At 54.6% G+C, this 22,625-nt stretch carries 17 protein-coding genes, 2 pseudogenes and 1 riboswitch; of the genes and pseudogenes, 2 read left to right on the forward strand and 17 right to left on the reverse strand.

Translation table 11 applies throughout. From position 1 onward, the window contains the following. Positions 1–28: 28 nt before the first annotated feature. From D3H35_RS08945 to liaF, 5 genes are all read right to left on the reverse strand, one after another. Complete coding sequence (locus D3H35_RS08945; RefSeq protein WP_119147253.1) at positions 29–1,600, reverse strand: S1C family serine protease; 1,572 nt, start codon at positions 1,598–1,600, stop codon at positions 29–31. A 217-nt stretch (positions 1,601–1,817) separates the two neighbouring features. Beyond that, positions 1,818–2,231: a YugN family protein gene (locus tag D3H35_RS08950; RefSeq protein WP_119147254.1), complete on the reverse strand. Its 414-nt coding sequence runs from the start codon at positions 2,229–2,231 to the stop codon at positions 1,818–1,820. Between the two features lie 47 nt (positions 2,232–2,278). Further along, complete coding sequence (locus tag D3H35_RS08955; protein ID WP_119147255.1) at positions 2,279–2,953, reverse strand: response regulator; 675 nt, start codon at positions 2,951–2,953, stop codon at positions 2,279–2,281. Next, on the reverse strand, positions 2,950–3,984 hold the full coding sequence (locus D3H35_RS08960) for a HAMP domain-containing sensor histidine kinase (RefSeq protein ID WP_325049964.1): 1,035 nt from the start codon (positions 3,982–3,984) through the stop codon (positions 2,950–2,952). The genes D3H35_RS08955 and D3H35_RS08960 overlap by 4 nt, the downstream gene beginning before the upstream one ends. Before the next feature lie 7 nt (positions 3,985–3,991). Then, positions 3,992–5,044 (reverse strand): cell wall-active antibiotics response protein LiaF, encoded by a 1,053-nt coding sequence (gene liaF / locus D3H35_RS08965; protein WP_233567694.1) that lies wholly within the window; start codon positions 5,042–5,044, stop codon positions 3,992–3,994. 260 nt (positions 5,045–5,304) lie between these two features. Here liaF and D3H35_RS08970 point away from each other — a divergent pair, with 260 nt between their 5' ends. After that, positions 5,305–6,582, forward strand: coding sequence for an ammonium transporter (locus D3H35_RS08970; RefSeq protein ID WP_119148736.1), 1,278 nt, complete (start codon positions 5,305–5,307; stop codon positions 6,580–6,582). Positions 6,583–7,092: 510 nt separating this feature from the next. On the opposite strand, the gene D3H35_RS08980 is transcribed toward D3H35_RS08970, so the two are convergent. The 11 genes and pseudogenes from D3H35_RS08980 to metA form a co-directional block, all read right to left on the reverse strand. Beyond that, complete coding sequence (locus D3H35_RS08980) at positions 7,093–7,452, reverse strand: hypothetical protein (protein WP_119148738.1); 360 nt, start codon at positions 7,450–7,452, stop codon at positions 7,093–7,095. Positions 7,453–7,549: 97 nt separating this feature from the next. Next, positions 7,550–8,989, reverse strand: a complete 1,440-nt coding sequence (locus D3H35_RS08985; RefSeq protein ID WP_147355787.1) for a methyl-accepting chemotaxis protein — start codon at positions 8,987–8,989, stop codon at positions 7,550–7,552. A gap of 163 nt (positions 8,990–9,152) precedes the next feature. Then, positions 9,153–9,293: a hypothetical protein gene (locus D3H35_RS30660; RefSeq protein ID WP_158594014.1), complete on the reverse strand. Its 141-nt coding sequence runs from the start codon at positions 9,291–9,293 to the stop codon at positions 9,153–9,155. A 48-nt stretch (positions 9,294–9,341) separates the two neighbouring features. Then, complete coding sequence (locus D3H35_RS08995; protein WP_119148741.1) at positions 9,342–9,872, reverse strand: RNA polymerase sigma factor; 531 nt, start codon at positions 9,870–9,872, stop codon at positions 9,342–9,344. A gap of 182 nt (positions 9,873–10,054) precedes the next feature. Further along, the gene (gene thrS, locus D3H35_RS09000; protein ID WP_119148742.1) at positions 10,055–11,995 is read right to left on the reverse strand and encodes a threonine--tRNA ligase; all 1,941 of its coding nucleotides are present in this window, start codon (positions 11,993–11,995) and stop codon (positions 10,055–10,057) included. Between the two features lie 453 nt (positions 11,996–12,448). Then, complete coding sequence (locus D3H35_RS09005; protein ID WP_158594015.1) at positions 12,449–13,300, reverse strand: putative sporulation protein YtxC; 852 nt, start codon at positions 13,298–13,300, stop codon at positions 12,449–12,451. A gap of 285 nt (positions 13,301–13,585) precedes the next feature. Further along, positions 13,586–14,721, reverse strand: a pseudogene (gene mqnC, locus D3H35_RS09010) (cyclic dehypoxanthinyl futalosine synthase). Between the two features lie 163 nt (positions 14,722–14,884). Beyond that, the gene (locus D3H35_RS09015; RefSeq protein WP_119148744.1) at positions 14,885–16,258 is read right to left on the reverse strand and encodes an EAL domain-containing protein; all 1,374 of its coding nucleotides are present in this window, start codon (positions 16,256–16,258) and stop codon (positions 14,885–14,887) included. Between the two features lie 155 nt (positions 16,259–16,413). Continuing rightward, positions 16,414–17,606, reverse strand: a pseudogene (locus tag D3H35_RS09020) (MalY/PatB family protein). Beyond that, the gene (locus D3H35_RS09025; RefSeq protein ID WP_119148745.1) at positions 17,603–18,763 is read right to left on the reverse strand and encodes a PLP-dependent transferase; all 1,161 of its coding nucleotides are present in this window, start codon (positions 18,761–18,763) and stop codon (positions 17,603–17,605) included. The pseudogene D3H35_RS09020 and the gene D3H35_RS09025 overlap by 4 nt, the downstream one beginning before the upstream one ends. A 9-nt stretch (positions 18,764–18,772) precedes the next feature. Then, a complete protein-coding gene (metA, locus tag D3H35_RS09030) occupies positions 18,773–19,714 on the reverse strand; it encodes a homoserine O-acetyltransferase MetA (protein WP_119148746.1) in 942 nt (313 codons plus the stop codon). Between the two features lie 84 nt (positions 19,715–19,798). Continuing rightward, positions 19,799–19,912: riboswitch (SAM riboswitch) on the reverse strand. 366 nt (positions 19,913–20,278) lie between these two features. On the opposite strand from metA, the gene corA reads away from it, so the two are divergent. Continuing rightward, positions 20,279–21,214 (forward strand): magnesium/cobalt transporter CorA, encoded by a 936-nt coding sequence (gene corA / locus D3H35_RS09035; protein WP_119148747.1) that lies wholly within the window; start codon positions 20,279–20,281, stop codon positions 21,212–21,214. Between the two features lie 239 nt (positions 21,215–21,453). On the opposite strand, the gene D3H35_RS09040 is transcribed toward corA, so the two are convergent. Further along, positions 21,454–22,446: an HRDC domain-containing protein gene (locus D3H35_RS09040; RefSeq protein WP_158594016.1), complete on the reverse strand. Its 993-nt coding sequence runs from the start codon at positions 22,444–22,446 to the stop codon at positions 21,454–21,456. Between the last annotated feature and the right edge of the window lie 179 nt (positions 22,447–22,625).

Raw genomic sequence — 22,625 nt, forward strand, 5'->3', positions numbered from 1 at the left:
ACTGCCCGCTTCCTGGTGTGCGAATACGTTATTCGACATCCTCGAAATCGTTTTTGTTGCCGACCTCGACCTTAACGTCGATTTTATTGCCGCCGCGAATGACGTTCAAGGTCACTTTATCGCCGATCGCTTTCTTCTGAATGGCTGCAATAAGATCGTCCGGCGTATTATACGACGTGCCGTCCATCCCCGTGATGACGTCGTATTGGCGCAGATCGCCGCGATAAGCCGGCGTGCCGTATACGACATTCGATACGATAGAGCCTTTGGTGGTGTCGATGCCCAATTTCTTCGCGATATCCGACGTAATGGCCGTCAATTTCGCTCCGATGAAAGGCACCGGCTTTTTCGGAATTTGCGTATTCGATTTCAGGTTTTCCAGAACATCCGTAATTGTGCTGGTCGGAATGGCGAAGCCGATGCCTTGCGCCTCCGAGCTGACTGCCGTGTTGATGCCGATGACTTCTCCGTTAAGATTCAGCAAAGGCCCGCCCGAGTTGCCCGGATTAATCGATGCGTCCGTCTGCAGCAAATGTTCATAGTTGCGTTGGCCTTCCGTATCCTGAATGCTGATTTGGCGTTCGTTGGCGCTCAGCACGCCGACCGTTACCGTATGATCGAAGCCGTAAGGGTTGCCGATAGCCACAACCCAGTCGCCCATGTTCGCGCTGCCGGAATCGCCCAGCTTCAACGTCGGGAAGGTCGCTCCTTCGATCTTCAATACCGCAAGGTCCAGATCGCGGCTGGAGCCGAGCAGCTTGGCCGTGAACGGCTTGTTGTGGCCGATGACGGTAACCTCGATTTTGTCGGCATCCGCCACGACGTGCTGGTTAGTCAAAATGTAGCCCGTCGAGTCGAAAATAAAGCCGGAGCCCATTCCGCTTTCCTGCAATGTTCCGTCGGTGCCGTTACTGCCGTTGTTGCCGTTGCTTCCGTTATTGCCGTCTTGGCCGCTGCCGTCATCGCCGAAAAACTGGCGGAAGAACGGATCGTCGAACATGCTGTTATTGCTCCGCGAGTTTGTACGAACATTCGTATATGTCTCGATCTTCACGACCGCAGGAGATGATTGCTCGAATATTTTCGCGATATTGTTCGGCCTCACGACGTCCGCCGCATTATTGACTGTCGTACTGGCTGCCTTCACTCCGGAATTTTGCGTGGAAGCGTTGCTTACGTAAGTCTCGTTTCCGAACCAGTTGCCGCGATCGGCGGCGAACATAAGGCCACCCACCGCTACGACGCCGACCATGAAAGCCGAGAAAATGCCGCGGAACGACGTTCTTTTCGGCTTTGCTCCGTCCCAGCCGCCGCGGCCTCCTCCGCCTCCGCCCGATACGGTGAAAGGACGGTATTCCCTTGAGCTTGCGACAACTTCCACCGGTTCTTGTCCTTGCTCGGAAGTCGGCTCCAATCTATCGTTCGATGAGCTGTAAGCGGACGTTCCGCCAAAAGGGCCGTAAGTATAGGTTTCCGGTTCACGACGCGTTTCGGCGAAAGAGTCTTCGCTTTCCTGCCGGAAACCATTGTCCTCTTTGCGATCGCTTGGTCCAAACGGAAATTCGTTCCATTCTTCCGGTTTTTTGTTTTGATCGTCCATCTTCCATTCCTCCTATAGCGTGCTATCGCGAGCGCGCCTTTCTGTCTTGCTTGTTACCCATAATGAACCTCCAACCTTAAAATTAACTTAAACGAAAATGAAAGACCCATAAAACCTCGAACAAAAATAGAGAGCGCGATTTTTTCGAACCGCAAATAAATAGCGGCACTGCCTAGTGCCGCTATCGTCGGGTATAGTTCCAATATGGATTGCGGGTTCAAACCGGAAAGATCGTCTCCACTTCCCGCAGCTTGCGGCCCGCCGCCTCGACCCAGGCAGGTTCGATGCTTGCGTCGGGATCGACCGGATCGGAAAATTGATCGAACAGCGCTCCTAACGTACGGGCTTGCGCCTCGGAATCGAGTCCTTCATTGTAGAGATGTCTCAAGACAAAGGGCTGACCGAATCTTATTTGAGCTTCATTGTTGGCCGTCTCGCTGTCCAGCCTGCCGACCTCGACGTCGAACGGAATGCGGAGGAACACGGTATTCGCTTCGTCGAGCGCGCAGTCGAACGAACCGTGATCGTATTCCCAGCCTCCGCCCAGCGCGAACCCTTTTTCCGCCAAAGCGTCCTGCACCGGAACGAATTCGAGTTGACGAGAAGTTAGCGAGGATGCAAGGGAATGCATGGGGAAACCCCCTTTTATTAAAGTAGGTTATCCCTAAGTTGCCCCGTTTAACCCTCTTTTACCCATCCTTTTCGATGCGCGTATATGGCAAGCTGGGTTCGGTCGTCCACTTCGCACTTCATCAACAGGTTGCTGACGTGGGTTTTGACCGTTTTGATGCTGATATGAAGCTCGTCGCCGATTTCTTTATTCGCTTTCCCTTCCGCGATCAGAAGCAGGACTTCCCGTTCGCGTTCGGTAAGACCTTCGCCGTCATTCTGAACGGAGCGCTTGCGCAGCCCTCTCGTCAGCGCCTGGGATACATCCCCGCTCATGACCGGCATGTTCTTGATCGCCCCTTGCATCGCGTATAAAAGCTCGTCGGCCGATACCGTTTTGAGCACGTAGCTCACAGCTCCCGCCTCGATTGCTTCGACCACCTTGTCGTCTTCCAGAAAGCTTGTCAAAATAATAATTCGCAGCTCCGGAAAGGAGTCCAGAAGCGCCTTCGTCGTCTCGACTCCGTCCATATGGGGCATCATGAGATCCATGAGGACGAGTTGGGGCATTCTCCCGTCAAAGCCGCCGTTCTTCAGCTTTTCGAGAGCATCGATGCCGCTGGCCGCTTCTCCGATCACTTCAAACCGCGAATCCAGCATCAAATATGTACGAAGCCCCATTCGGACCATTTCGTGATCGTCCACGATCATGACTTTCCATGAGACTCCCGTTTCGTTCGTCATTTTGGCGTACTCTCCTTCTCAGTGCTAGGTTCGAATTTCGGAAACCAGACCTTGACTCTCGTTCCCGAGCCCGGCTTGGTTACGATTTCGGCTTCTCCGCCAAGCTTTTGGGCTCGCTCCCGCATCGTGGACAGCCCATAGGCCCCGGTTCGAACCTGTTCGGCCCGGAAGCCGGCTCCGTCGTCTTCGATGTTCAAAGACAGCTGCCTGTCCGTCTCCCCGAGGAATAACCGTACGACTTTCGCTTCCGCATGCTTCACCACATTCGCCATCGCTTCCTGAATAATGAGAAACAGCTGGTGCTCCATCGCTTCCGAGACCGGACTCCGCAATTGTATGTCCAGCGTTCCTTGCAAGCCGTTCTGCCGGCAGTAGTCGGGAAACCACCTGTCCAGAGCCTCTTCCAGCGTTCGGCCTTGCAGCTCCAACGGACGAAGCTGGGCGATCAGGCTCCGCATCTGCCGTTGGGCGGTAGACGACATCGCAATCAACTGCTCCATAACCTTCGCCGCGTGCTCCGCATCCCGCTCCAGCAGCTTGGGCAGCGAGGATGCCGACATGTGAAGCGCAAAAAGCTGCTGGCTTACCGTATCGTGCAAATCCCGCGCCAATCGGCGCCGTTCCTCGAGCACGGCATTTTCCTGCGAGGACACTTCCTCGACGCTCTTCTCGCCAAGCTGTTGAAGCAGCTTGAGCCGCGACTCCAACGCGCTCAGCATGGCGTTGAAATCCAGAAATACGCCGGCAAAGGCATCCATTCCGAGGGAAGGCAGCTTGGCCGTCCAATTGCCGGCCGCCGCTTGTTTGATCGCAAGCTGCAGCTGATCGATCCGTTGCTGCGTCCGCCTCCCCAACACGTAGCCGACCGCCATCGCGAGAACGATCAGCCCCGCAGCCCAGCCGTACCAGTCTTTCCCTTCAATCGGACTATCGGACGTCTCCGTCCAAGCGAAGAACAGCGCCATGGCAAGCGAGATGGCTCCGGTGTAAAGCGTCCACTCCCATTTGCTGTTCCGAACGAATCGCATCATCGGACGCTCAGCCCACCTTCGTCACTCGAACGTCGCCGATGAACGAGCTTACGACGAGTACGACTTTTTTTTCCGTGTCTTGGTAGCTGAGCGTTTCTACCGTCGTCTGGTTAAATAATCCGCCGCGCTTCTGATCCAGTATGGAGACGTCGCCGATCAGGCAGCTCGACACGACTTGAACGCCGATGTTTGCGTCGTTAGGCACGAACACCTTCACATCCCCGATAAAAGAGGAAATATACAGCTTTGTCTCGCCGCTCGGAATTTGCGCTTTCGTCAGATCGATCGTCGTATCGCCGATGAACATCGATATGTTCATGGGACGCAGCTCCCAGTAATCGTTGCCGAGAAAGATATCGCCGATGAAGCGGCTGTGGCTCTGTTTCCCTTCGTGCCAGCGGTCTTTCCAATGATCCTTGTGCCAATGGCGCCCATGATGGTGAGCGTGTCTCTCATCCCTATAGTGCTGACGGTATTGGTCGCGCTCTTGCCGATAGGGGTCGCTGTGCTGCTGACGCTCCTGAGCGTGTGACTGCCGTTCCCGCTCATCGGAGTATGCAGCAGGATCGTTAACGGGAGCGCCGTTCGCATTCGTGAACGAGGCCGCCGGATCGTCCGTTAGCGGAGGGGCCGGCGGAGGGCCGTGATGCTGGAACGGATTCGGCGGCACCGGCGGAGGGGTCACGGAATTCCATCCGTCCGCTCCGTGATCGGCTTGGCGATCGGTACGCTTCGGCCGATTGCCTCGAAACAGCATGCAGATGCCGATCCATATGACGACAGCGGGCCATAGCTGGCCGATTTCCCACTCGAACCAGTCCAGATTTCTGCCCAGAAAATAAACGCCGACCGCAACGACGATCGGATTCCAGCACAAGCCGCCGTTGCGTTGGAGCAGCAGTCCCTGCAGCCCGAAAAAAATGACAATTACCGGCCAATATACGGAGAATAGCTCGCCGATATCGAACGATGCCGCCCCTGTCTGATTCAAGAGGAAGACGACTCCGATCGCGATGACGACGATCCCCCAGAAAAAGCGGTGAAGGAAAGACGATTGCATAAATACCTACCTCCGAGTAGCGAGTTGTTAATTCTAGTATAAGGGATGAGGAAGCCCGATAGACAGCGTCGGGAGGTTGAAAATTCCCTCGGTCTCGAGACTGAGGCGGCCGATTTTCACGCTCGAATAACTAACACGAAACATGTGTATGTTAAATTTCTTTACAGCCATCGTTGACATATGTGACTCTCGCCTATATAATGAGGGCGAATTTCTGCTTATTATGTTAGATTTCTACAATGTTTGTGGGGGAATAAAAGATGGAGATAGCGGAACTATCCCGTGGCATGGACACGATATGGGTCGTGTTGACCGCAGCCATGATTTTGCTTATGGAGGGCGGCTTCGCCTTGCTTGAGGCCGGCTTCGTTCGCCAGAAAAACGCGGTCAGCATCATTATGAAGGTGTTTGTCGACATTTCGTTCGGCGCGCTTGTTTTTTATTTCATGGGCTTCGCCATCATGTACGGCAAGGATGCCGGCGGCCTGATCGGCACTACAGGGTTTTGGATGGACGGAGACCTCTCCCATCTTCAGCTCAACATCTCGACAGATACCTATTGGCTGTTCCAGTGCGCGTTCGTCATTGCCGTCATTTCCATTGTGTCGGGAGCGGTAGCCGAGCGAATTCATTTCAGAGCTTACATCGTCTATACCATTCTAATGACAGGCTTGATCTATCCGATATCCGGCCACTGGATTTGGTCTCCGAGCGGATGGCTGGCCAAGCTCGGCATGATCGACTTCGCCGGCTCCGCCGCCATTCACGCTCTCGGCGGCTTCGCGGCGCTTGCGGCCGCCCTGTTCCTCGGACCTCGGATCGGACGGTTCGGAGCCGACGGACGCACGAATATCGTGCCGCCTTCCAATTTGCCGCTCGCCTCCGTAGGAGCCTTCATTCTCTGGTTCGGCTGGTTCGGCTTTAATTCCGGCAGCACGTTAAGCGCTACCAACGAAAATATCGGGCACATCGCCGTCACGACGATGCTCGCTTCCGCCGCAGGCTGCGCCGCATGCATTCTATTTACCCTGTTCCGCTACCAAAAAGCCGATCCTCCCATGGCGATTAACGGCGCGCTAGCAGGGCTCGTCGGCATTACGGCGGGCTGCGCATTCGTCTCCGACGGAGCCGCGATCCTGATCGGTGCCGTATCCGGCATCGTTATGATACTCGCCAGCGAACGACTCGAGAAGCATCGTGTCGACGACCCCGTCGGAGCTTTTGCAGTGCACGGCATCAGCGGCAGCATCGGCACGCTGGCCGTCGGATTGTTCGCTTTGCCGGGAAGCGCCGCGCATACGGGACTCTTCTACGGCGGCGGATGGTATTTGCTCGGCGTCCAAGCGCTTGGATTAGCGGTTGTGGCCGTCTGGGGATTTGCTCTGACATGGGGGGCGTTAAAGCTGATCCAATGGTTCAAGCCGGTGCGAGTCTCGCGGGACGATGAATTGATCGGCCTCGACGTCGGCATCCACGGAGTTCCCGCCTATAACCAAGAGCACGATTTCCTCGATGTCGATAAGCTTCGTTCGAATTAAGTCGACGATTTTGAAGAGACGGGTTGAGCAGCAACTGCTCGACCCGTCTCTTTAATTATGCACATCAACCACCGTCCGCTGAATGTACAGGATCTCATCCCACTGTCGCTCCGATCCGCCAGCCGTCCGCTGAATGTACGGTACCTCTTCCCACTATTGCACCGATCCGCCAGCCAATCGACGAATGTACGGTACCTCCTCCCACTTTTGCTCCGATCCGCCAGCCAATCGACGAATGTATGGTACCTCCTCCCACTGTTGCTCCGATCCGCCAGCCATCCGTCGAATGTATGGTACCTCTTCCCACTGTTGCTCCGATCCTCCAGCCATCCGTCGAATGTATGGTACCTCCTCCCACTGTTGCTCCGATCCGCCAGCCAATCGACGAATGTATGGTACCTCTTCCCACTGTTGCTCCGATCCTCCAGCCATCCCGTCCCGTCACTTCACACAAACAAAAAAAGACCGTCCCCCGGCCAAAATGACCTTGAGGACAGCCCCATCGTACTCTTAATCCAGAAGGGAGCTCGGCAGCTCAGCCGGCACCGTACCGTCGAGCATAGCGCGATACTTGCCGATCTCTTCCCGAAGCGAATGCACTCGCTCCATCGGCTTCTTCACGTAATGAATGTATTCAAGTGCAAGATGATGATCCGGCTTCTTGCCGGCCAGCATCCTCCGAATGGGCGACATCGTGCGGTAAGCCTGTTGTTCCATGCGCAGGCGGCGTTCGTACCTGTCCACCATTTGTTCGATTTCCGCTATTTCCGATTCGCGCTTCAAAATAAGCGTTTCGAGAAGCGAGTGCACCTCGGCGGTTTTGCGGCGAGACGTCGGCGCAGGAGACGCCGAGCTTGCGGGCTCATTCATGAATGATCACCATCTATTCATTGTGAACTTTTATTACATTTAAGCTCATTGTAATAGATAATGACCATTTTGAGAACTACCTATGGGAAGTTTTTTATCAGGAAACCACAATATCGATTCCGACAACCCCTATTGCCACTCCATCCGGACGAGTCAGTGGCATGGAAACTGTCATACAAGGCCTCTTCGTAATAGCGGAAATGTACACGTCGGACACGTAAGTCTCGCCCTCCATCGCTCTTTTCCACCATTCCCGGCTGCGCGCGTTAAGCAGTCCCGCTTCCGGCTCGGAGAATACGAAGGAGCCGTCGCTTCGATTCGACCACACCGCCTCCATGCCCGGCGATCTGTTCATCCAGGTTCCGAGCAATTCCCGGTGGACGCCCTCGTCCAATCCATTCAAGGAAGGGTCCGAAGCCAACGCCCGAAGAAGCTCGATCCACTTGCCGGCATCCATCGTAACCGATTGCTCCCAGCCCCGGTCTCCGGACTTCTGCACGGCCGCCTTGAGCTCGTCGGCAGAATCCTTCATCTCTTCGGACACGCGGCCCAAATTAACGATCTCCGTCCGTTGCCGTTTGTTATTGACGAGAAGCTGATCCACGCTCTCCATCGTAAGGCCGACGGAATCGACGACACCCTTCAACATTTCGTTCGTTGCCGAAGTGCGGCGGGCTTGCTCGACCGCGGCATCCAGAGTTTGTCCGACCCGCTGGTCGACTTTGACGATTTGGTTGAAAATCTCGTCCATTCGTTCGCGATTTTTCCCCATCTCGCTCATTCCTTGCGCTACGGAACGCTTTTCCATATCGACCGAGCTGACGACTTCCCGAATACCGGCTTCGATATTCTGGACGATTGCCGTCGAACGCTTTACCGCTTGACCGCTCTGCTCCGCCAATAACCTTATTTCCGAAGCGACCACCGAAAAGCCTAATCCATGCTCTCCCGCATGGGCGGCTTCAATAGCCGCATTGATCGCAAGAAGCGACGTCTGGGCGACAATCTCTTGAATAAGTGCGTTGATTTCCCCGATTCGCGACGCCTGCTCGATAAGAGATCGCACACGAGCCTCCATCGTCTCATGATTGACGGACAAATCGTTCATGACCGCATCCGTCTGGTTCAGAGAACGGCACACTTCAACGACGATATCTCGCGTTTGCCTGCTCTGATCGCTCAAAACGGTTGAAGTTCCGCGAATTTCTTCGGAGGCAGCCGCCACTTCCTGCAGTGCAGAGAACGCTTCATCCAGTCGTTCCATCGCGAATTGGCCGTTGCGGCGGAGTCTCTCCTCCTGCTCCGTCGACTTGTTGACGATACCTTCGAGCTGTCCCATGCTTGAATCGACTTCGGATACGGCCGCTTGTAGTCGATCCGAGATGACGACTGCCTCTTCCACCATATGCCTAAGAGCTCCGGGATTCGACCGTTCGTCATAATCAGACTGTTTGGCAGGATGACGGAACCCGGGACGCGCTTCGCTGCGGGACCGACCCTGCGATATATTGCGAAACCAGCTTTGCCATTGACTCACGTCACCATCTCCCGATTGCTCATTCACTTTATGTGAGCTTTTCTAACATTGTATCCCATAAATCGACAAAAATAAAGAGGAACCTCAGGGGGTTCCTCACTAATTTCCGCTATTTTCGACAATTATCAACAACGCCCGTTACGGATGAGACAGAGCCGATCCGTTAACGGTTCTGCTGATTCGAGTTCCGCTGAGATGATTTTCCGGAAAAGCCGTTGTTGTTCGCGGATGACGATTCCGATGCGAACTCGGCGTCGAAAGCGTCTGCGGATTTGCTCGTGTTCTGCTTGTTTTTCTTAGCCATGTTGATCCTCACCTCCCCGCCCCATAGCATGAACGAAGGAGAAAACATTTATGTATTCGACGGATAGCCTTCATCATTCGAATTCGATTTCAATCTTGCTTTGCTTCGGTGAATGCGGGCTTTGACGGTTCCGACGGGAACGTCAAGGGCAGTTGCAATTTCGTCGTCCTTAAATCCGTAATAGAACTTGTAAAGCAGCAGCGTTCGGGTAGCCGGGTCAAGCCTCCCTAACGCATCGGAAAGAACGGCGATCAGTTCCGGTTCGGCTGATTGACTACCGCCTCGCAAAAATTCCGCATATCCTTCATAGACCGTTTCGAGCCTGCGACGAGAACGATTGGCGCTGGATGCCAAATTCGATGCAATGGTTCTAGCCCACGGAAACAACTTGTCCGCTTCCCGCAAGCTATGTCCATTCTCAAGAATTCGAACCCATGCCTCTTGAACCACATCGCCTGCATCGCCTTTGTTGTAAAGCTTGCTTCGCGCAACGCGAAGCATCTGACGGTAGAGTTCACCCATTACTTCTTCTTCCGTCCATAGCGAATGAATCGGATCAGGCTCTCGAAGGAAGCTCATTGTGGTCGGTCACCTCGTCAGTGGCGTCAAGTAATTTCATTCTATCATAACCACGTTAAAAAGAGAATATTTTCCATTTAATAGTAAAATATCGACAACTCCCGACCATCGAAATAGTAAGAAAAAGCTTGCCGTCGCCCAAAAGGCAACGGCAAGCTTCCCTGCTTGACCATTTCTCAAGATTAATCCACTTTTTTGGAGGAAATTTCACCGGTAATCCGCTCGATAAATTGTTCGACGGACTGCGCGCCCAAGTCTCCCTCGCCCCGACGCCGTACGGACACCGTGTTGCTCGATGCCTCGTTGTCGCCAACGACGAGCATGTAAGGCACTTTCTCCAGTTGGGCTTCGCGGATTTTGTATCCGAGCTTTTCATTGCGCAGATCGGCTTCGACTTGCACGCCGGCTTCGCGCAGCTTCTCGGCAACCTCGCGTACGTAAGACTCGTACGCCAAGCTAACCGGCAGCACCTTCACTTGAACCGGGGACAGCCACACCGGCAAAGCGCCTGCGAAATTCTCGAGCAAGAAGGCGGTCATCCGCTCCATCGTGCTGATAATGCCGCGATGGATAACGACCGGGCGATGCTTTTTCCCGTCGTCTCCGACATATTCGAGCTCGAACCGATCCGGCAGCAGAACGTCGATCTGAGCGGTGGACAGCGTCTCTTCCTTGCCGAGAGCGGTCTTCACCTGAACGTCAAGCTTCGGCCCGTAGAACGCCGCTTCTCCTTCCGCCTCGAAGAACGGCAAATCCAGCTCCTCGACGACTTCACGCAGCATCCGTTGGGACGTTTCCCACATGACGTCGTCCGGCCAATATTTCTCTTTGTCCTGCGGATCGCGGTACGACAGGCGGAACCGGTATTCCTTGATTCCGAAATCTTCGTACACGCGCTGAATGAGCTGAACGACGCGCTTGAACTCTTCCTTGATCTGATCGAGACGGCAAAAAATATGCGAATCGTTCAGCGTCATCGCTCTTACGCGGTGAAGCCCGGTCAATGCGCCGGACATTTCGTAACGGTGCATCATGCCAAGCTCTGCGATCCGGATAGGCAGGTCGCGATAGCTCCGCATTTCGCTTTTGTACACCATCATATGGTGAGGACAGTTCATCGGACGAAGCACGAGCTCCTCGTTGTCAAGCTGCATGGGAGGGAACATGTCTTCCTGATAATGCTCCCAGTGTCCCGACGTTTTGTACAATTCTACGTTGGCTAGAACCGGAGTGTACACGTGCAAATAGCCAAGACGCTCTTCCAAGTCCACGATATAGCGTTCGAGAGTCCGGCGAAGCTTGGCGCCGTAGGGCAGCCACAGCGGCAAGCCTTGACCGACCTCGCGGCTGAAGGTGAACATATTCAGCTCTTTACCCAATTTGCGATGATCGCGTTTTTTCGCTTCTTCGAGGAAGTGGAGGTGCTCGTCAAGCTGGGCTTTCTTGGCGAATGCCGTCGCGTAAATCCGCTGCAGCATTTTGTTCTTGCTGTCGCCGCGCCAGTAAGCGCCGGCAACGCTAAGCAGCTTGAACGACTTGATTTTGCCAGTAGAAGGAAGGTGCGGACCGCGGCACAAATCGAAAAACTCGCCTTGGTCGTAAATCGTTATAACGGCTTCCTGAGGAAGATCGCGAATAAGCTCCAGCTTCAGCGGATCTTCGATTTCTCCGAATATGCGAAGAGCTTCCTCGCGGCTCACTTCCCGGCGAACGATCGGCAAGTCCTCCTTGACGATCTTCTCCATCTCTTTCTCGATGCTGGCGAGATCGTCCGGAGTAATCGATTGCTCCAGATCGATGTCGTAGTAAAAGCCGTCTTCGATGACTGGTCCGATGCCGAGCTTCACTTTATCTCCGCCAAAAATCCGTTTGATCGCCTGAGCCATCAAATGCGCGGTGCTGTGACGCATAACTTCGAGACCATCCTGGCTGTCCAGCGTCAAAATTTCAAGCGAGACGTCTTCCGCGATCGGCGTGTTCAGATCGACGACTTTACCGTTGATTTTGCCGGCCACGGCATTTTTCTTAAGTCCGGGGCTGATCGAGAATGCAACATCCTCAATCGATACGCCGGAATCGTATTCGCGGACGTTGCCATCCGGCAATTTTACTTTGATGGACATAGTGTTGTTCCTCCTGAATATCGTTAGTTCCGCAAGAAAAAACAAAAAAGCACCTCGTCCCAAAGGGACGGGTGCTGATCTTGCGGCCCGTGGTTCCACCCTCCATCAATCTCGCCGATTGGCGCGCAACAGTAAAACAGCGCAATGGTGAGATTCTCAGGCATGAGTTAACGATCATGACTCGTCAGCGCATAATGCCGAAACCGCTAATATCGCGTTCGCGACCGCGATCAATCGGATTCAGGTTCTGCGCCAAAGCTCGAAAGGGGTCAATGCTAGCCGGATACGGAAGGAACTTGCAGCCTGTGGTTCCTCTCTCTGAGCCGCCCTGAAGCTAACGTCGGTGTCTTTCTCATCGCTGTTGGGGAAGGATTATTACCGCAAATTATACGCGCTCCGGGTCTGTCGCGTCAAGTCGCTTCTCGACACATCTTCCCGGAGCGTCCCCTTCGTCTAATCCGTACAAAGCGCAGCCCGTTCTCCGAATATGCCGATCAACGTTCGAATGACCTGGGATTCCGGCTCCGGAGTATGAATATAGAGCTGGCGGGGCGACACCGCCAACAGCCGGCTGACGAGCAAGCTTTCTTCCTCCGCCTCTCCTCGGGGCTCCGGCGGTTCCGTTTCTTTTTCCAATGGCCGCATCTGTTCGTCAAGCAGCCGAAAGGCATGTCCGCCGGAATGCATCACATGAACGGCTGAAATTCGCGTATCCTGCCATTCGACCATTGCCTTGAGAAGAGTCATGAATTCTTGATACTGGCGTTCCATCATCCGCTCTTCCATAGCCGCCTCTGCCGCTTCCTCCACTTCGGCGCGGTATTCGCCAAGCCGGAACCGCAAAAAACCGTCCAGATTGAGCCTCTCGTTATCCTCCAGGTAACCGGCATATTTCAAGGTCAGCTTGCGAAGGCGTCTATCCCGTCCGCGGCCTCCGCACGAATCTCCCGGCTCTGGCTCTCCGTTCAGCAGCGATACGGCTTCCGCGATAATTGCGTCCGTCTCCAGTTCGTCCTTCATGCCGAATTTACGTTGGAAAATATCTCTTAGAATGGACGGTTCCTGATCCGTCAACGTGTAGTCCGCCAGCACGCGCGCTACCTTATCGCATGCCGCCTTTTTGGCGGAAGGACTCGGCCCGATCGGAAACTGGCATCGAATGGACCCTTCCCGCCCGGAGACGATCCAATGAACCGCATCGACCGGACGTTTGGTATGCTCGGTCGTCCGGTTCAGCATAGCAGCCAACCGTTCCAATGAAGCCGGATCTTGCCGCAATCCGGACATATAGGGTACCCGCTTCATGTTTCCACCCACTCTTTTCAGCATGTAATTAACTATATGGCGACCCAAATGGGGATATACGACGGGGCGGCTTCTCCGGCATTTTTAATCCACGCGGCTGCAATTTATTCGCCAAGCTTCCGTTAGGCGAGAACGTCATCGGTCTCGTCCGTTCTTTCCTTTACGAAGTATCTCCTTCCGTTGCCGATTTGCCCCTGCCTTAGGCAGCATCTTTTATTTCCAATTCCGGGAACGCAAATAGCGGCCCCGCAAAAAATCGCGGAGCCGCAGCTATTTCCGATATTATTAGTTCTGCATGACGAAATCGTGGGCGACCGAATCGTTCTCGTTGTACATCTTTAAAATCCGGTACTTCGTATCGCGCTGCGCCGGAATTTTCCCGCACTCCCGAATCAGGCGAAGAATGCTCTCGATGTTGACTTTGTGCGTTGTGCCCGCCGCGGAGACGACGTTCTCCTCGATCATCGTGCTGCCGAAGTCGTTGCACCCGTACGAGAGCGACAGCTTGCCGATTTCCGGCCCCATCGTTACCCATGACGATTGCAAATTGTCGATGTTATCCAGCGTGATCCGGCTGATCGCGAGCGTCTTCAGATACTCTTCCGGAGTCGCCTTTTCGCGCTTCATATTCGTGTTTTCCGGCTGGAACGTCCACGGAATGAACGCAAGGAAGCCCGGCGACGGATAACCGTTGTTCAGGCACTCGTCCTGAGCATCGCGCACGCGCAGAAGATGAAGCGCCCGCTCCTCCATCTCTTCCCGAACCCGATGACCATCGTGGCCGTCGTGTTCATCCCTTCCTTGTGGGCGGTCGTCATTACGTCCATCCAATCGCGCCAGGAGCCTTTCAGACGGCTGATTTTGCGGCGCGTGCGGTCGTCGAGTATTTCCCCGCCGCCGCCCGGCAAAGAGTCGAGCCCTGCCTCGTGCAACTGTCTGACGACATCCTCCATCGGAATGTTGCCCGCCACGACCTGCATCTTCCGGATTTCCGCCGGAGAGAAGGAGTGCATCGTAATTTCCGGGAACCGCACTTTGATTTCCCGCAGCAAATCGAGATAATAGCTGAACGGCAAATCCGGGTTCGTACCGCCTTGCATCAAAATTTCGGTTCCGCCAACGTCTATTGTTTCCTGGATTTTCTGGAAAATGACTTCATTCGGAAGAACGTAGCCCTCCTTGGAGCCGGGAGCCCGATAGAATGCGCAAAACCTGCAATAAACGTCGCAGACGTTCGTGTAATTGATATTCCGGCCAACGACGAATGTCGCAATCGGATCCGGGTGCCGCCGCATCATAAGCTGATTCGCGACATGTCCCATCTTCTCGATCTCATCCGATTCGAACAAGGCAACAATATCTGCAAGCTCCAGCCTCTGCCCCCGGAGCGCTCCATCCAAAATCCGATCCACCTGGTTCAATGCCGGCACCTCCTCGCCTGCGGGACTCCTGTCCCGGGCTCTCATTTCCCCATCTTAACATAAAAAAACCGCGGGAGGTACCCGCGGCGATCCGAACAGCGCATTGTTAACAGAAACTTCAAATCGGGTGAAAACGTTTTATCGATGGCGCTGCGTTCGCCGATTACGAGGCGACTTGACCGCGGCGGAGCTGAATTTTTTCCTTCATTTCCCGGAAAATCTCCCGCTCATGCTCGTGAAGCAGAACGTTAGGTCTTGCGAAGTAAAAGCCTTGCCCCATCGCGACGTCGAGACGGAACAGGACATCCGCTTCCTCTTCCCGTTCCACGCCTTCGGCCACGACTTCGCATTTCATCTCCCGCGCAGCGGTCAATAAGGCGCGAAGCAAGCTTTCCTTGATCGCAACGCGATCTACTTGTTGAATAACGGAGCGATCGATCTTGATAAGCTCGGGCACAAGCTCGCTGATCCATTGCAGGCTCGAATAGCCTGCTCCGGCATCATCTACTGCGAAGCGGAAGCCGTACTTGCGGAATTCTCGAAGAATACCCGCCATCGCTTCAAGATCGGCCACTTCATGGCGCTCCGTAATTTCAAAGTAAATCTGCTTCGGACTAAGCAGCGGGTGATGCTCCAAGCATTGCAGAACGTGCTGCAAAAAGAGCGGATGAGACAAAGTAACGGCCGTAACGTTCAAAAACACGGGCTCGCGAATTCGGCGTGAAGCGATCTCTTCCAAAGCCCGCTTCACGATCATGAATTCCAATCGGCTGAGCAGCCGGGTCTGAGTGGCAAATCGAAACAGCTCGTCGGGCATATGGAAGTAGCTGCCTTCCGGACCTCTCGCTAATATCTCCCACCCATATATGTCGCCGGTCGATAAATTCATAATCGGCTGCGATAAGACGGACACGGCTCCTTCATCCAAAAACCGCTCCAATTGCTTGCGCATAGCTTCCGTCTGCGTCGTCCATTGGCGCGTCGCGAGCGCAAGAGCCAGCTGGTAGGCGTTCTCCAACGCTTGTTCCGTTCCTCGCGGCTCGGCAAGAGATTCGACCGGAACGCAATGAACGGTAACCTTCAAGCAATGACGCCAAGCCGGAAAAAGGCTGGCTAGAGCGATTTCGACATCGGAGCGGATAATGTCCGCAGAGCAGCGCAGCTCGAAAGGAACGATCGCGCCATGCTCCTTCTTGTCTTGCGACCAAGCAAGAAGAGCATAATCGGTTCTCGAATATTGACGCAGCGCGATCAGCGAATCTTCCGGCAGCCGATCCCCGGCGCTAATCTTCATCTGACGGCGGCAGCCATTCTGAAGCTCGTCCCAAATCTCGTTCGGAACTTCCTGGTGAAGCATCGAAAAGTCAAGTCGGAACAACGCCAAGTAACCGTCCCCATCGCGGCTCGCACGCTTCTTCAAAAGCGCGATTTCAGGACGTCGAAACGTAAAGTCGGGTGGAAAAAACTTCAATGCCCGATCGGGCATTAGAAGCTTGAAGCCGAGTTGAAGCTTTTCGATCAACGTCTGGACGCTCAAGGGATTCCATCCTTGTCTCACTTAAGTTGATCTCATTGTAGCATGAATTACCAGTGCGTAATAGCGGAACTTGTCATAGAAAGTCGAGCTCGATCCGTTAGCGCGAGTCTACAATAAAAAGCCCGAATCACTATTAGGATCCGGGCTTTCTCCGTTTATGCTTTTGCGGCGGCTTCTTGCGCCGCAGCTTCCGAAAACAGCCTCAGAGCTTCAAGCAGCAGCTCCCGGCGGCAAGCCAGATTCACGCGCAGAAATCCGGCTCCTTGCGTGCCGAACACCGATCCTTCGCTGAAGGCGACGCCGGCCTTTTCGAACATGAGCTTCTTCAGCGTCTGAGGATCTTCCGAGATGGCCCGGCAATCGAGCCATACCATATAGGTGCCTTCCGGCTTGATGGCCTTCACCGAAGGAATATGCTTCTCCACATATTCCAGCAGGGCGTCCCGGTTGCCTTCGAGATAGACGAGCAGCTGCTCCAGCCACTCTTCCCCATGCTTGTAGCTCGTTTCGACGGCCGTCAAGCCAAAATAGCTTTCCATGTGAAGCGACAGCGTCTTCAGCAAGTAATTGTACTTCCTTCTAAGCTCGGCGTTCGGAATAATAACGGACGCCGCCTGCAATCCCGCCAGATTGAACGTCTTGCTCGGCGCGATGCACGTGATGGAAGCTTGCTCGAACGACGGTCCGAGCGTCGCGTACGGAACATGCTTGTGCCCGCTGAATACGAGATCGTGGTGAATTTCGTCCGCGATAACAAGCACACCGTGCTTTTGACAGATTTCGCCGATTTTGCGAAGCTCCTCTTCCTTCCACACCCGGCCGCCCGGTTGTGGGGAGAGCAAAGCAGCAGCATTTTCGCGCCGTCCGCCGCTTGACGTTCGAGAAGCTCGAAATCGATGCGATATTGTCCGTCGGTTAAAATCAAGGCATTGTCGACGACGATCCGGTCGTTCATCCGGATGACGTCGTAGAACGGGTAGTAGACCGGCGATTGGAGAATGATCTTGTCGCCCGGCTCCGTGAACGCCTGTACGGCTATGCTGAGCGCCGGTACGATGCCGGGACCCGACGTCACCCACTCGTGCCGGATCGTCCAGCCGTGGCGGCGGGACAGCCAGCCGGCCACGGCTTCATAATACCCTTCGGTACGTATCGTATAGCCGTAGATGCCTTCCTTGGCGCGCGCCACAATGGCGTCGACAACCTCTTTGGGCGGCTCGAAGTCCATGTCCGCCACCCATAGCGGAAGCACGTCAGCGCGTCCGAACAGCTTCTCGGATTGATCCCATTTGTAGGAGGCTTTGCCCGTCCGGTCGATATATCGGTCGAAATCGTAAGTTTGGCTCATAGGCTGCTTACTTCCTTTTCCGCCGATTGGATAGCTTGTCCCAAGTCCGCGATGATATCGTCGATATGCTCGATACCGACGGAGAACCGAAGAAGCCGATCGTCCACCCCGACGGCGTTGCGGATTTCGAGAGGGATATCAGCATGAGTCTGAACGGCCGGATAAGTCATCAACGACTCGACGCCTCCCAGGCTTTCCGCGAACGCGATCAGCTTGACGTGTCGAAGAATGGGCTCGATCGTGCGGGCGTCCTTCATTTTGAACGACAAAATGCCGGTGTTGCCGGAAGACTGCTTGCTCTGAACGTCGTGACCGGGATGATCGGCCAAGCCCGGGTAATAGACGGTTTCGACGGCCGGATTCGTCTGCAGCCATTCGGCGACGCGCGTCGCGTTAAATTGATGACGTTCCATCCGCAGCGCCAATGTCTTCATTCCGCGCATAAGCAGCCACGAATCCTGAGGGCCCAGAACGGCACCGATCGAATTATGAAGAAACGCGATCTCGGCGGAAACCTCTTCCCCTTTGGTGACGATCAGACCCGCAAGCACGTCGTTGTGGCCTCCGAGATATTTCGTCGCGCTATGAATGACGATATCCGCTCCCAGCTCAATCGGCCTTTGGAAAAAAGGAGTCAGCAGCGTATTGTCGACGATGGTGAGATACCCTCTGCTCTTCGCCCAAGCGGCAACCTTCCCGATGTCGGTGACCATCATGAGCGGGTTCGTCGGCGTCTCGATAAGAACCGCCTTCGTGTTCGGGGTGCTCAAGGACTCCAGTCCGTCAAGATCGTTCGTATCGACATAGGAGGCCGTCACGCCGAAGCGGGACATGATTTGCTCCAGCAATCGGTAGGTTCCGCCGTAGAGATCGAGGGAAACGAGGAGATGATCGCCTTGCTTGAACATGGCGAAAATCGTTTGCAAGGCGGCCATCCCCGTGCTGCATGCAAAGCCTGCGTCGCCTTTTTCCAGCTCCGCCGCGGCAGCTTCCAGAACGGCTCTCGTCGGACTTTTGGAGCGGGCGTAGTCGAAGCCTGTGCTTTGTCCGAGACGAGGGTGCCGGAACGCTGTCGAATGATAGACCGGGAAGCTGACTCCTCCGGTTGCGGGATCCTCCAAGGATCCGATTTGGGCAAGACGGCTTTCGATTTTCATGAAATTTGGTCAGCCTCCTATAGGGGACGTTTGCTTCTCGGCAGCGCCAAGCTCGAACGGCGTTGCTTGGTACACGTAATAGTTCAACCAGTTGGAGAACAGCAGATTGGCGTGAGCTCGCCAGGTCGAGACCGGCAGCTTGGCCGGATCGTCTTGCGGAAAATAGTTTTTCGGAACGTTAACGCGCAGCCCCTTCGCTTGATCCCGGTCGAATTCCCATTTCAGCGTCAACGGATCGTACTCCGAGTGTCCCGTCACGAAAATTTGCTTGCCGTCATGAGAAGCCGCAATATAGACTCCCGCTTCCTCGGACTCCGACAGGACGTCGATTCCCGGCGCTTTCTCGATATCCTCGCGGCGAACTTCGGTATGCCTCGATTGCGGCACGTAGAACATTTCGTCGAAGCCGCTTAACAGCTTCGTGTTCGGCTTCGTCACGGCGTGAGGGAAAACTCCGAACATTTTGTCCGGCAAAGGATACTTCTGAACGCCGAAGTGATGGTACAGTCCCGCTTGGGCGCCCCAACAGATGTGCAGCGTCGAAGTTACGTTTTGAACCGACCAATCCATAATTTCCTTCAGCTCGTCCCAATAATTCACTTCTTCAAATGGAAGATGCTCGACGGGAGCGCCGGTTATGATCATGCCGTCGTAGCGCTGATCCTTAATGTCCTCGAACGTCTTGTAGAACGACTCCAGATGCTCGGCGGACGTGTTCTTGGACGTATGGGTTTTCGGATGGAGCAGCACCGCTTCAAGCTGCAGCGGAGTGTTGCCGATCAGCCGAAGAAGCTGCGTCTCCGTCGTTTCCTTCGTCGGCATTAAATTCAAGATCGCAATGCGCAGAGGACGAATATCTTGATGGTAAGCTACGCTTTCATCCATAACGAAAATATTTTCCCCAGCGAGCACTTCCTTGGCGGGCAAATTGTCGGGTACTTTGATGGGCATAAGTCTGCTCCCCTTTCGTCGCGGCAAAATAAAAAACGACCCCTCGAATTAAAAAGGGTCGTGTCGGAACATGGTTTACACGCCCTCTCATCTGTCAGAAACGGTGACGTTTCCGCAAGAATTAGCACCGTGCGACATTGCTGTACGCCGGTTGCCGGGCTTCATCGGGCTAGTCCCTCCGCCTGCTCTTGATAAGATGGCAAATCGATATTCGATTGAGTTGGTAAAACTACACCTAATGTACCCGAAAATCGGCAGTCCGTCAAGCGCCCGCCCTCCCCTCCGCGCGCCTTGAAATTATCCTTGAAAAAAAGGATAACGCAGGCTTATACTAATCACGTTAACCGTTCAAAAACGCTTGCGACGCAAGGATTCAAGAGGGAGGGAGCCGGACATGGAAGGCGATCATCCAAGGTCAGAAAACGAAGATCACAAGATTATCGCAGGATCGATTTCCGCAATGGAAACGAACGCTTGGTCCGGCTTATTCGGCTAAGCTCCCTTTTCCATGGGAATCGTCCTGCATGAACCGTTACGTATCGGACATGCAAAGGAGTGAGTCCCATGAAAATCCGTCTCGTCCAGAACGGCGTATTTACGACTGTCGAGGACGTCAGCGAGGCGCTGATCGCCCCGGCCGAAGGCTTCTATTGGATCGACGCGGACGATGAAGATCTCGTCGTCTTGCAGCCGCTATTCGGTCTTCACGACCTGGCCGTCGAGGATTGCCTTACCGAAGAGGAGCAGCGGCCGAAGCTCGAAGTGTACGAAAACCAATATTTTCTTGTTATCAATAGCATTCGTTTCGACGACGAGGAAATTTTCCTCCGCGCGCTCAACATTTTCCTCGGCCGTCATTACCTCATTACCGTTACCCGCCAGAAGATCAACGAGCTGCGCAGCGTAAAGCCCGTGCTGTGGGAGCAGGAGGTCAACCGGCCGGACCGGTTCCTGTACCATCTGGTCGACATCGTCGTCGACAACTACTTTACCGTAGGCGACCGGATCGAGGCGCGGATCGAACGGCTGGAAGAAGATATACTGATGCACACGAAAAAATCGCACCTGAACGAAATCATCGGTCTTCGCAGCGAAATTTTATGGCTGAAGAAGGTTCTCGGTCCTCAGCGCGAGGTCATCGGCATCCTGAACAAGAGAGATCTTCGCCTGATCGACGATCAACTGCAAAAGTATTTCGGCGACATTTACGAGAATGCGGTCAAAATTTTCGAGACCTTCGAGACGTACCGCGACTTGATGGGCAACTTGCGGGAGGCTTACCAATCCAGCCTGGCGAGCCGAGCCAACGATATTATGCGTGTGTTTACCGCCTTGACGACGATCTTCATGCCGCTTACCTTCATTACCGGCATTTACGGAATGAACTTCGACTACATCCCGGGAATGCACGACCATTACGGATCGGTCGCGCTGCTCGTCGTTATGGCGCTCCTTGGGGTCGGTATGTTTTACTTGTTCCGAAAAAAAGATTGGCTATAAAATAAAACCGTCAGGGAGCTGTATCCTGACGGTTTTGTCTGTTTTTGAGCATCACGCTTCAACTGCATCGGCAGAGCTCGTCCCACTGACTCGCGTCTCATCCCACCAACCGCAGAATGTGTGGGAGCTCATCCCACTGATTCACGGCTGAGCCAGCCAATCGCCGAATGTGTGGGAGCTAGTCCTACTTTTACGCGCCCTAGCTCACCAACCGCCGAATGTGTGAGGTCGAGCTCGCGTTATACGGCCTTCTGCCCTTCTCTGCGGAGCCGTATTCTCATCATCCGCAGCTTCTCGTAGCGCCGCTCCACCTCCTGATCTCCGGCGGCCGGCTCGCCGTAAACCTCCCGCAAGATCGGCTTCAAGTATCGGTCCCCAAGCTTCGAAATCGCTCCCTGCACCTGAGTCCACTCGTCGTACGGCACCTCTCCAAGCTCTTTGTCGATAATCGGCGTGACGTCGTACCCTTCCTCGTCAAGCTTCTCGAGTCTCTCGACAAGCTTGCGGCGCGAGCATTCCAGAAGCTTCTCAAGCTCCGCTAACGTCTGTCCGTCGCGAATGGCGGATAACAGCGCCTTTTTCTCCCGGACGGTAACCAGCGCTCTGCCATACTTGTCTTCGCGCAGACGAAACAGCCAAACGCGGAACGTCTCGGGCTCGACAGCCCTCTCCACCCACTGGAGCGGGAACGAATGAGGGCGGGACTCGTCAAGCAGCATGCCGATCAGTTGCTTTCCATATTTCTCTATCTTGATCTTACCGAAGCCCGGAATTTGGCCCAGCTCGTCCAACGTCTGCGGAATGAAGACCGCAAGAAGCTGAATTTCCTTGTTCGTAGCTACCAAATAAGCGGAACGACCCTCCTCTTGAGACTTCGTCTTCCTCCAATGCTTGAGCTTGACCGCAAGCGCGCTTTCCGGCTGCGCGTCGGCGTAGCATTGCAGAAGCTGGGGCAGCGTCGGCTTTTCCCAGAACGGCTTCTCCTCCAGCATCCCGTCGAGAAGCGGGCGATAACCCGCCACCATCTTGCCGGCTACGCCGTGACGGAATGAAGCTAGAAGCTCCTCCCAGCTTACTCCTTCGTACCAAGTCTCTTCCGTGGCGTCCGGTTGTTGATCGAAGGGCTGCCACCCGGCCGTCCAGTTGCCCTGGTCTTCCCCGATGTACACTTGGCCGCGCTCCTCGGTCTTCCCTTCCACCCGTTCCAGCCGATTCAAAAACACGATATTCATTGCGCTTCCTCCTTCGTCCGCATGCGACGGACCCATCGTATTCGTTCGGCGGCACCCTGAACCGGATTCGGAGGAATAGACGCAAAAAAGCACCTCCCGCCGATCCGGCGAATGAGGTGCTTCCTCTTCCGTGCAACCTTGAACAACTTTAGATTAGCAAAATTTTCCGACGGATTCAA

The organism is Cohnella faecalis (assembly GCF_003570905.1).
Classification (GTDB): Bacteria; Bacillota; Bacilli; order Paenibacillales; family Paenibacillaceae; genus Cohnella; species Cohnella faecalis.

Bases quoted from the DNA above. Each gene is read 5' to 3' on its own strand.
- D3H35_RS08945 (WP_119147253.1), bottom strand. From the start codon at position 1,600: ATGGACGATCAAAACAAAAAACCGGAAGAATGGAACGAATTTCCGTTT.
- D3H35_RS08950 (WP_119147254.1), bottom strand. From the start codon at position 2,231: ATGCATTCCCTTGCATCCTCGCTAACTTCTCGTCAACTCGAATTCGTT.
- D3H35_RS08955 (WP_119147255.1), bottom strand. From the start codon at position 2,953: ATGACGAACGAAACGGGAGTCTCATGGAAAGTCATGATCGTGGACGAT.
- D3H35_RS08960 (WP_325049964.1), bottom strand. From the start codon at position 3,984: ATGATGCGATTCGTTCGGAACAGCAAATGGGAGTGGACGCTTTACACC.
- liaF (WP_233567694.1), bottom strand. From the start codon at position 5,044: ATGCAATCGTCTTTCCTTCACCGCTTTTTCTGGGGGATCGTCGTCATC.
- D3H35_RS08970 (WP_119148736.1), top strand. From the start codon at position 5,305: ATGGAGATAGCGGAACTATCCCGTGGCATGGACACGATATGGGTCGTG.
- D3H35_RS08980 (WP_119148738.1), bottom strand. From the start codon at position 7,452: ATGAATGAGCCCGCAAGCTCGGCGTCTCCTGCGCCGACGTCTCGCCGC.
- D3H35_RS30660 (WP_158594014.1), bottom strand. From the start codon at position 9,293: ATGGCTAAGAAAAACAAGCAGAACACGAGCAAATCCGCAGACGCTTTC.
- D3H35_RS08995 (WP_119148741.1), bottom strand. From the start codon at position 9,872: ATGAGCTTCCTTCGAGAGCCTGATCCGATTCATTCGCTATGGACGGAA.
- thrS (WP_119148742.1), bottom strand. From the start codon at position 11,995: ATGTCCATCAAAGTAAAATTGCCGGATGGCAACGTCCGCGAATACGAT.
- D3H35_RS09005 (WP_158594015.1), bottom strand. From the start codon at position 13,300: ATGAAGCGGGTACCCTATATGTCCGGATTGCGGCAAGATCCGGCTTCA.
- D3H35_RS09025 (WP_119148745.1), bottom strand. From the start codon at position 18,763: ATGAAAATCGAAAGCCGTCTTGCCCAAATCGGATCCTTGGAGGATCCC.
- metA (WP_119148746.1), bottom strand. From the start codon at position 19,714: ATGCCCATCAAAGTACCCGACAATTTGCCCGCCAAGGAAGTGCTCGCT.
- corA (WP_119148747.1), top strand. From the start codon at position 20,279: ATGAAAATCCGTCTCGTCCAGAACGGCGTATTTACGACTGTCGAGGAC.
- D3H35_RS09040 (WP_158594016.1), bottom strand. From the start codon at position 22,446: ATGAATATCGTGTTTTTGAATCGGCTGGAACGGGTGGAAGGGAAGACC.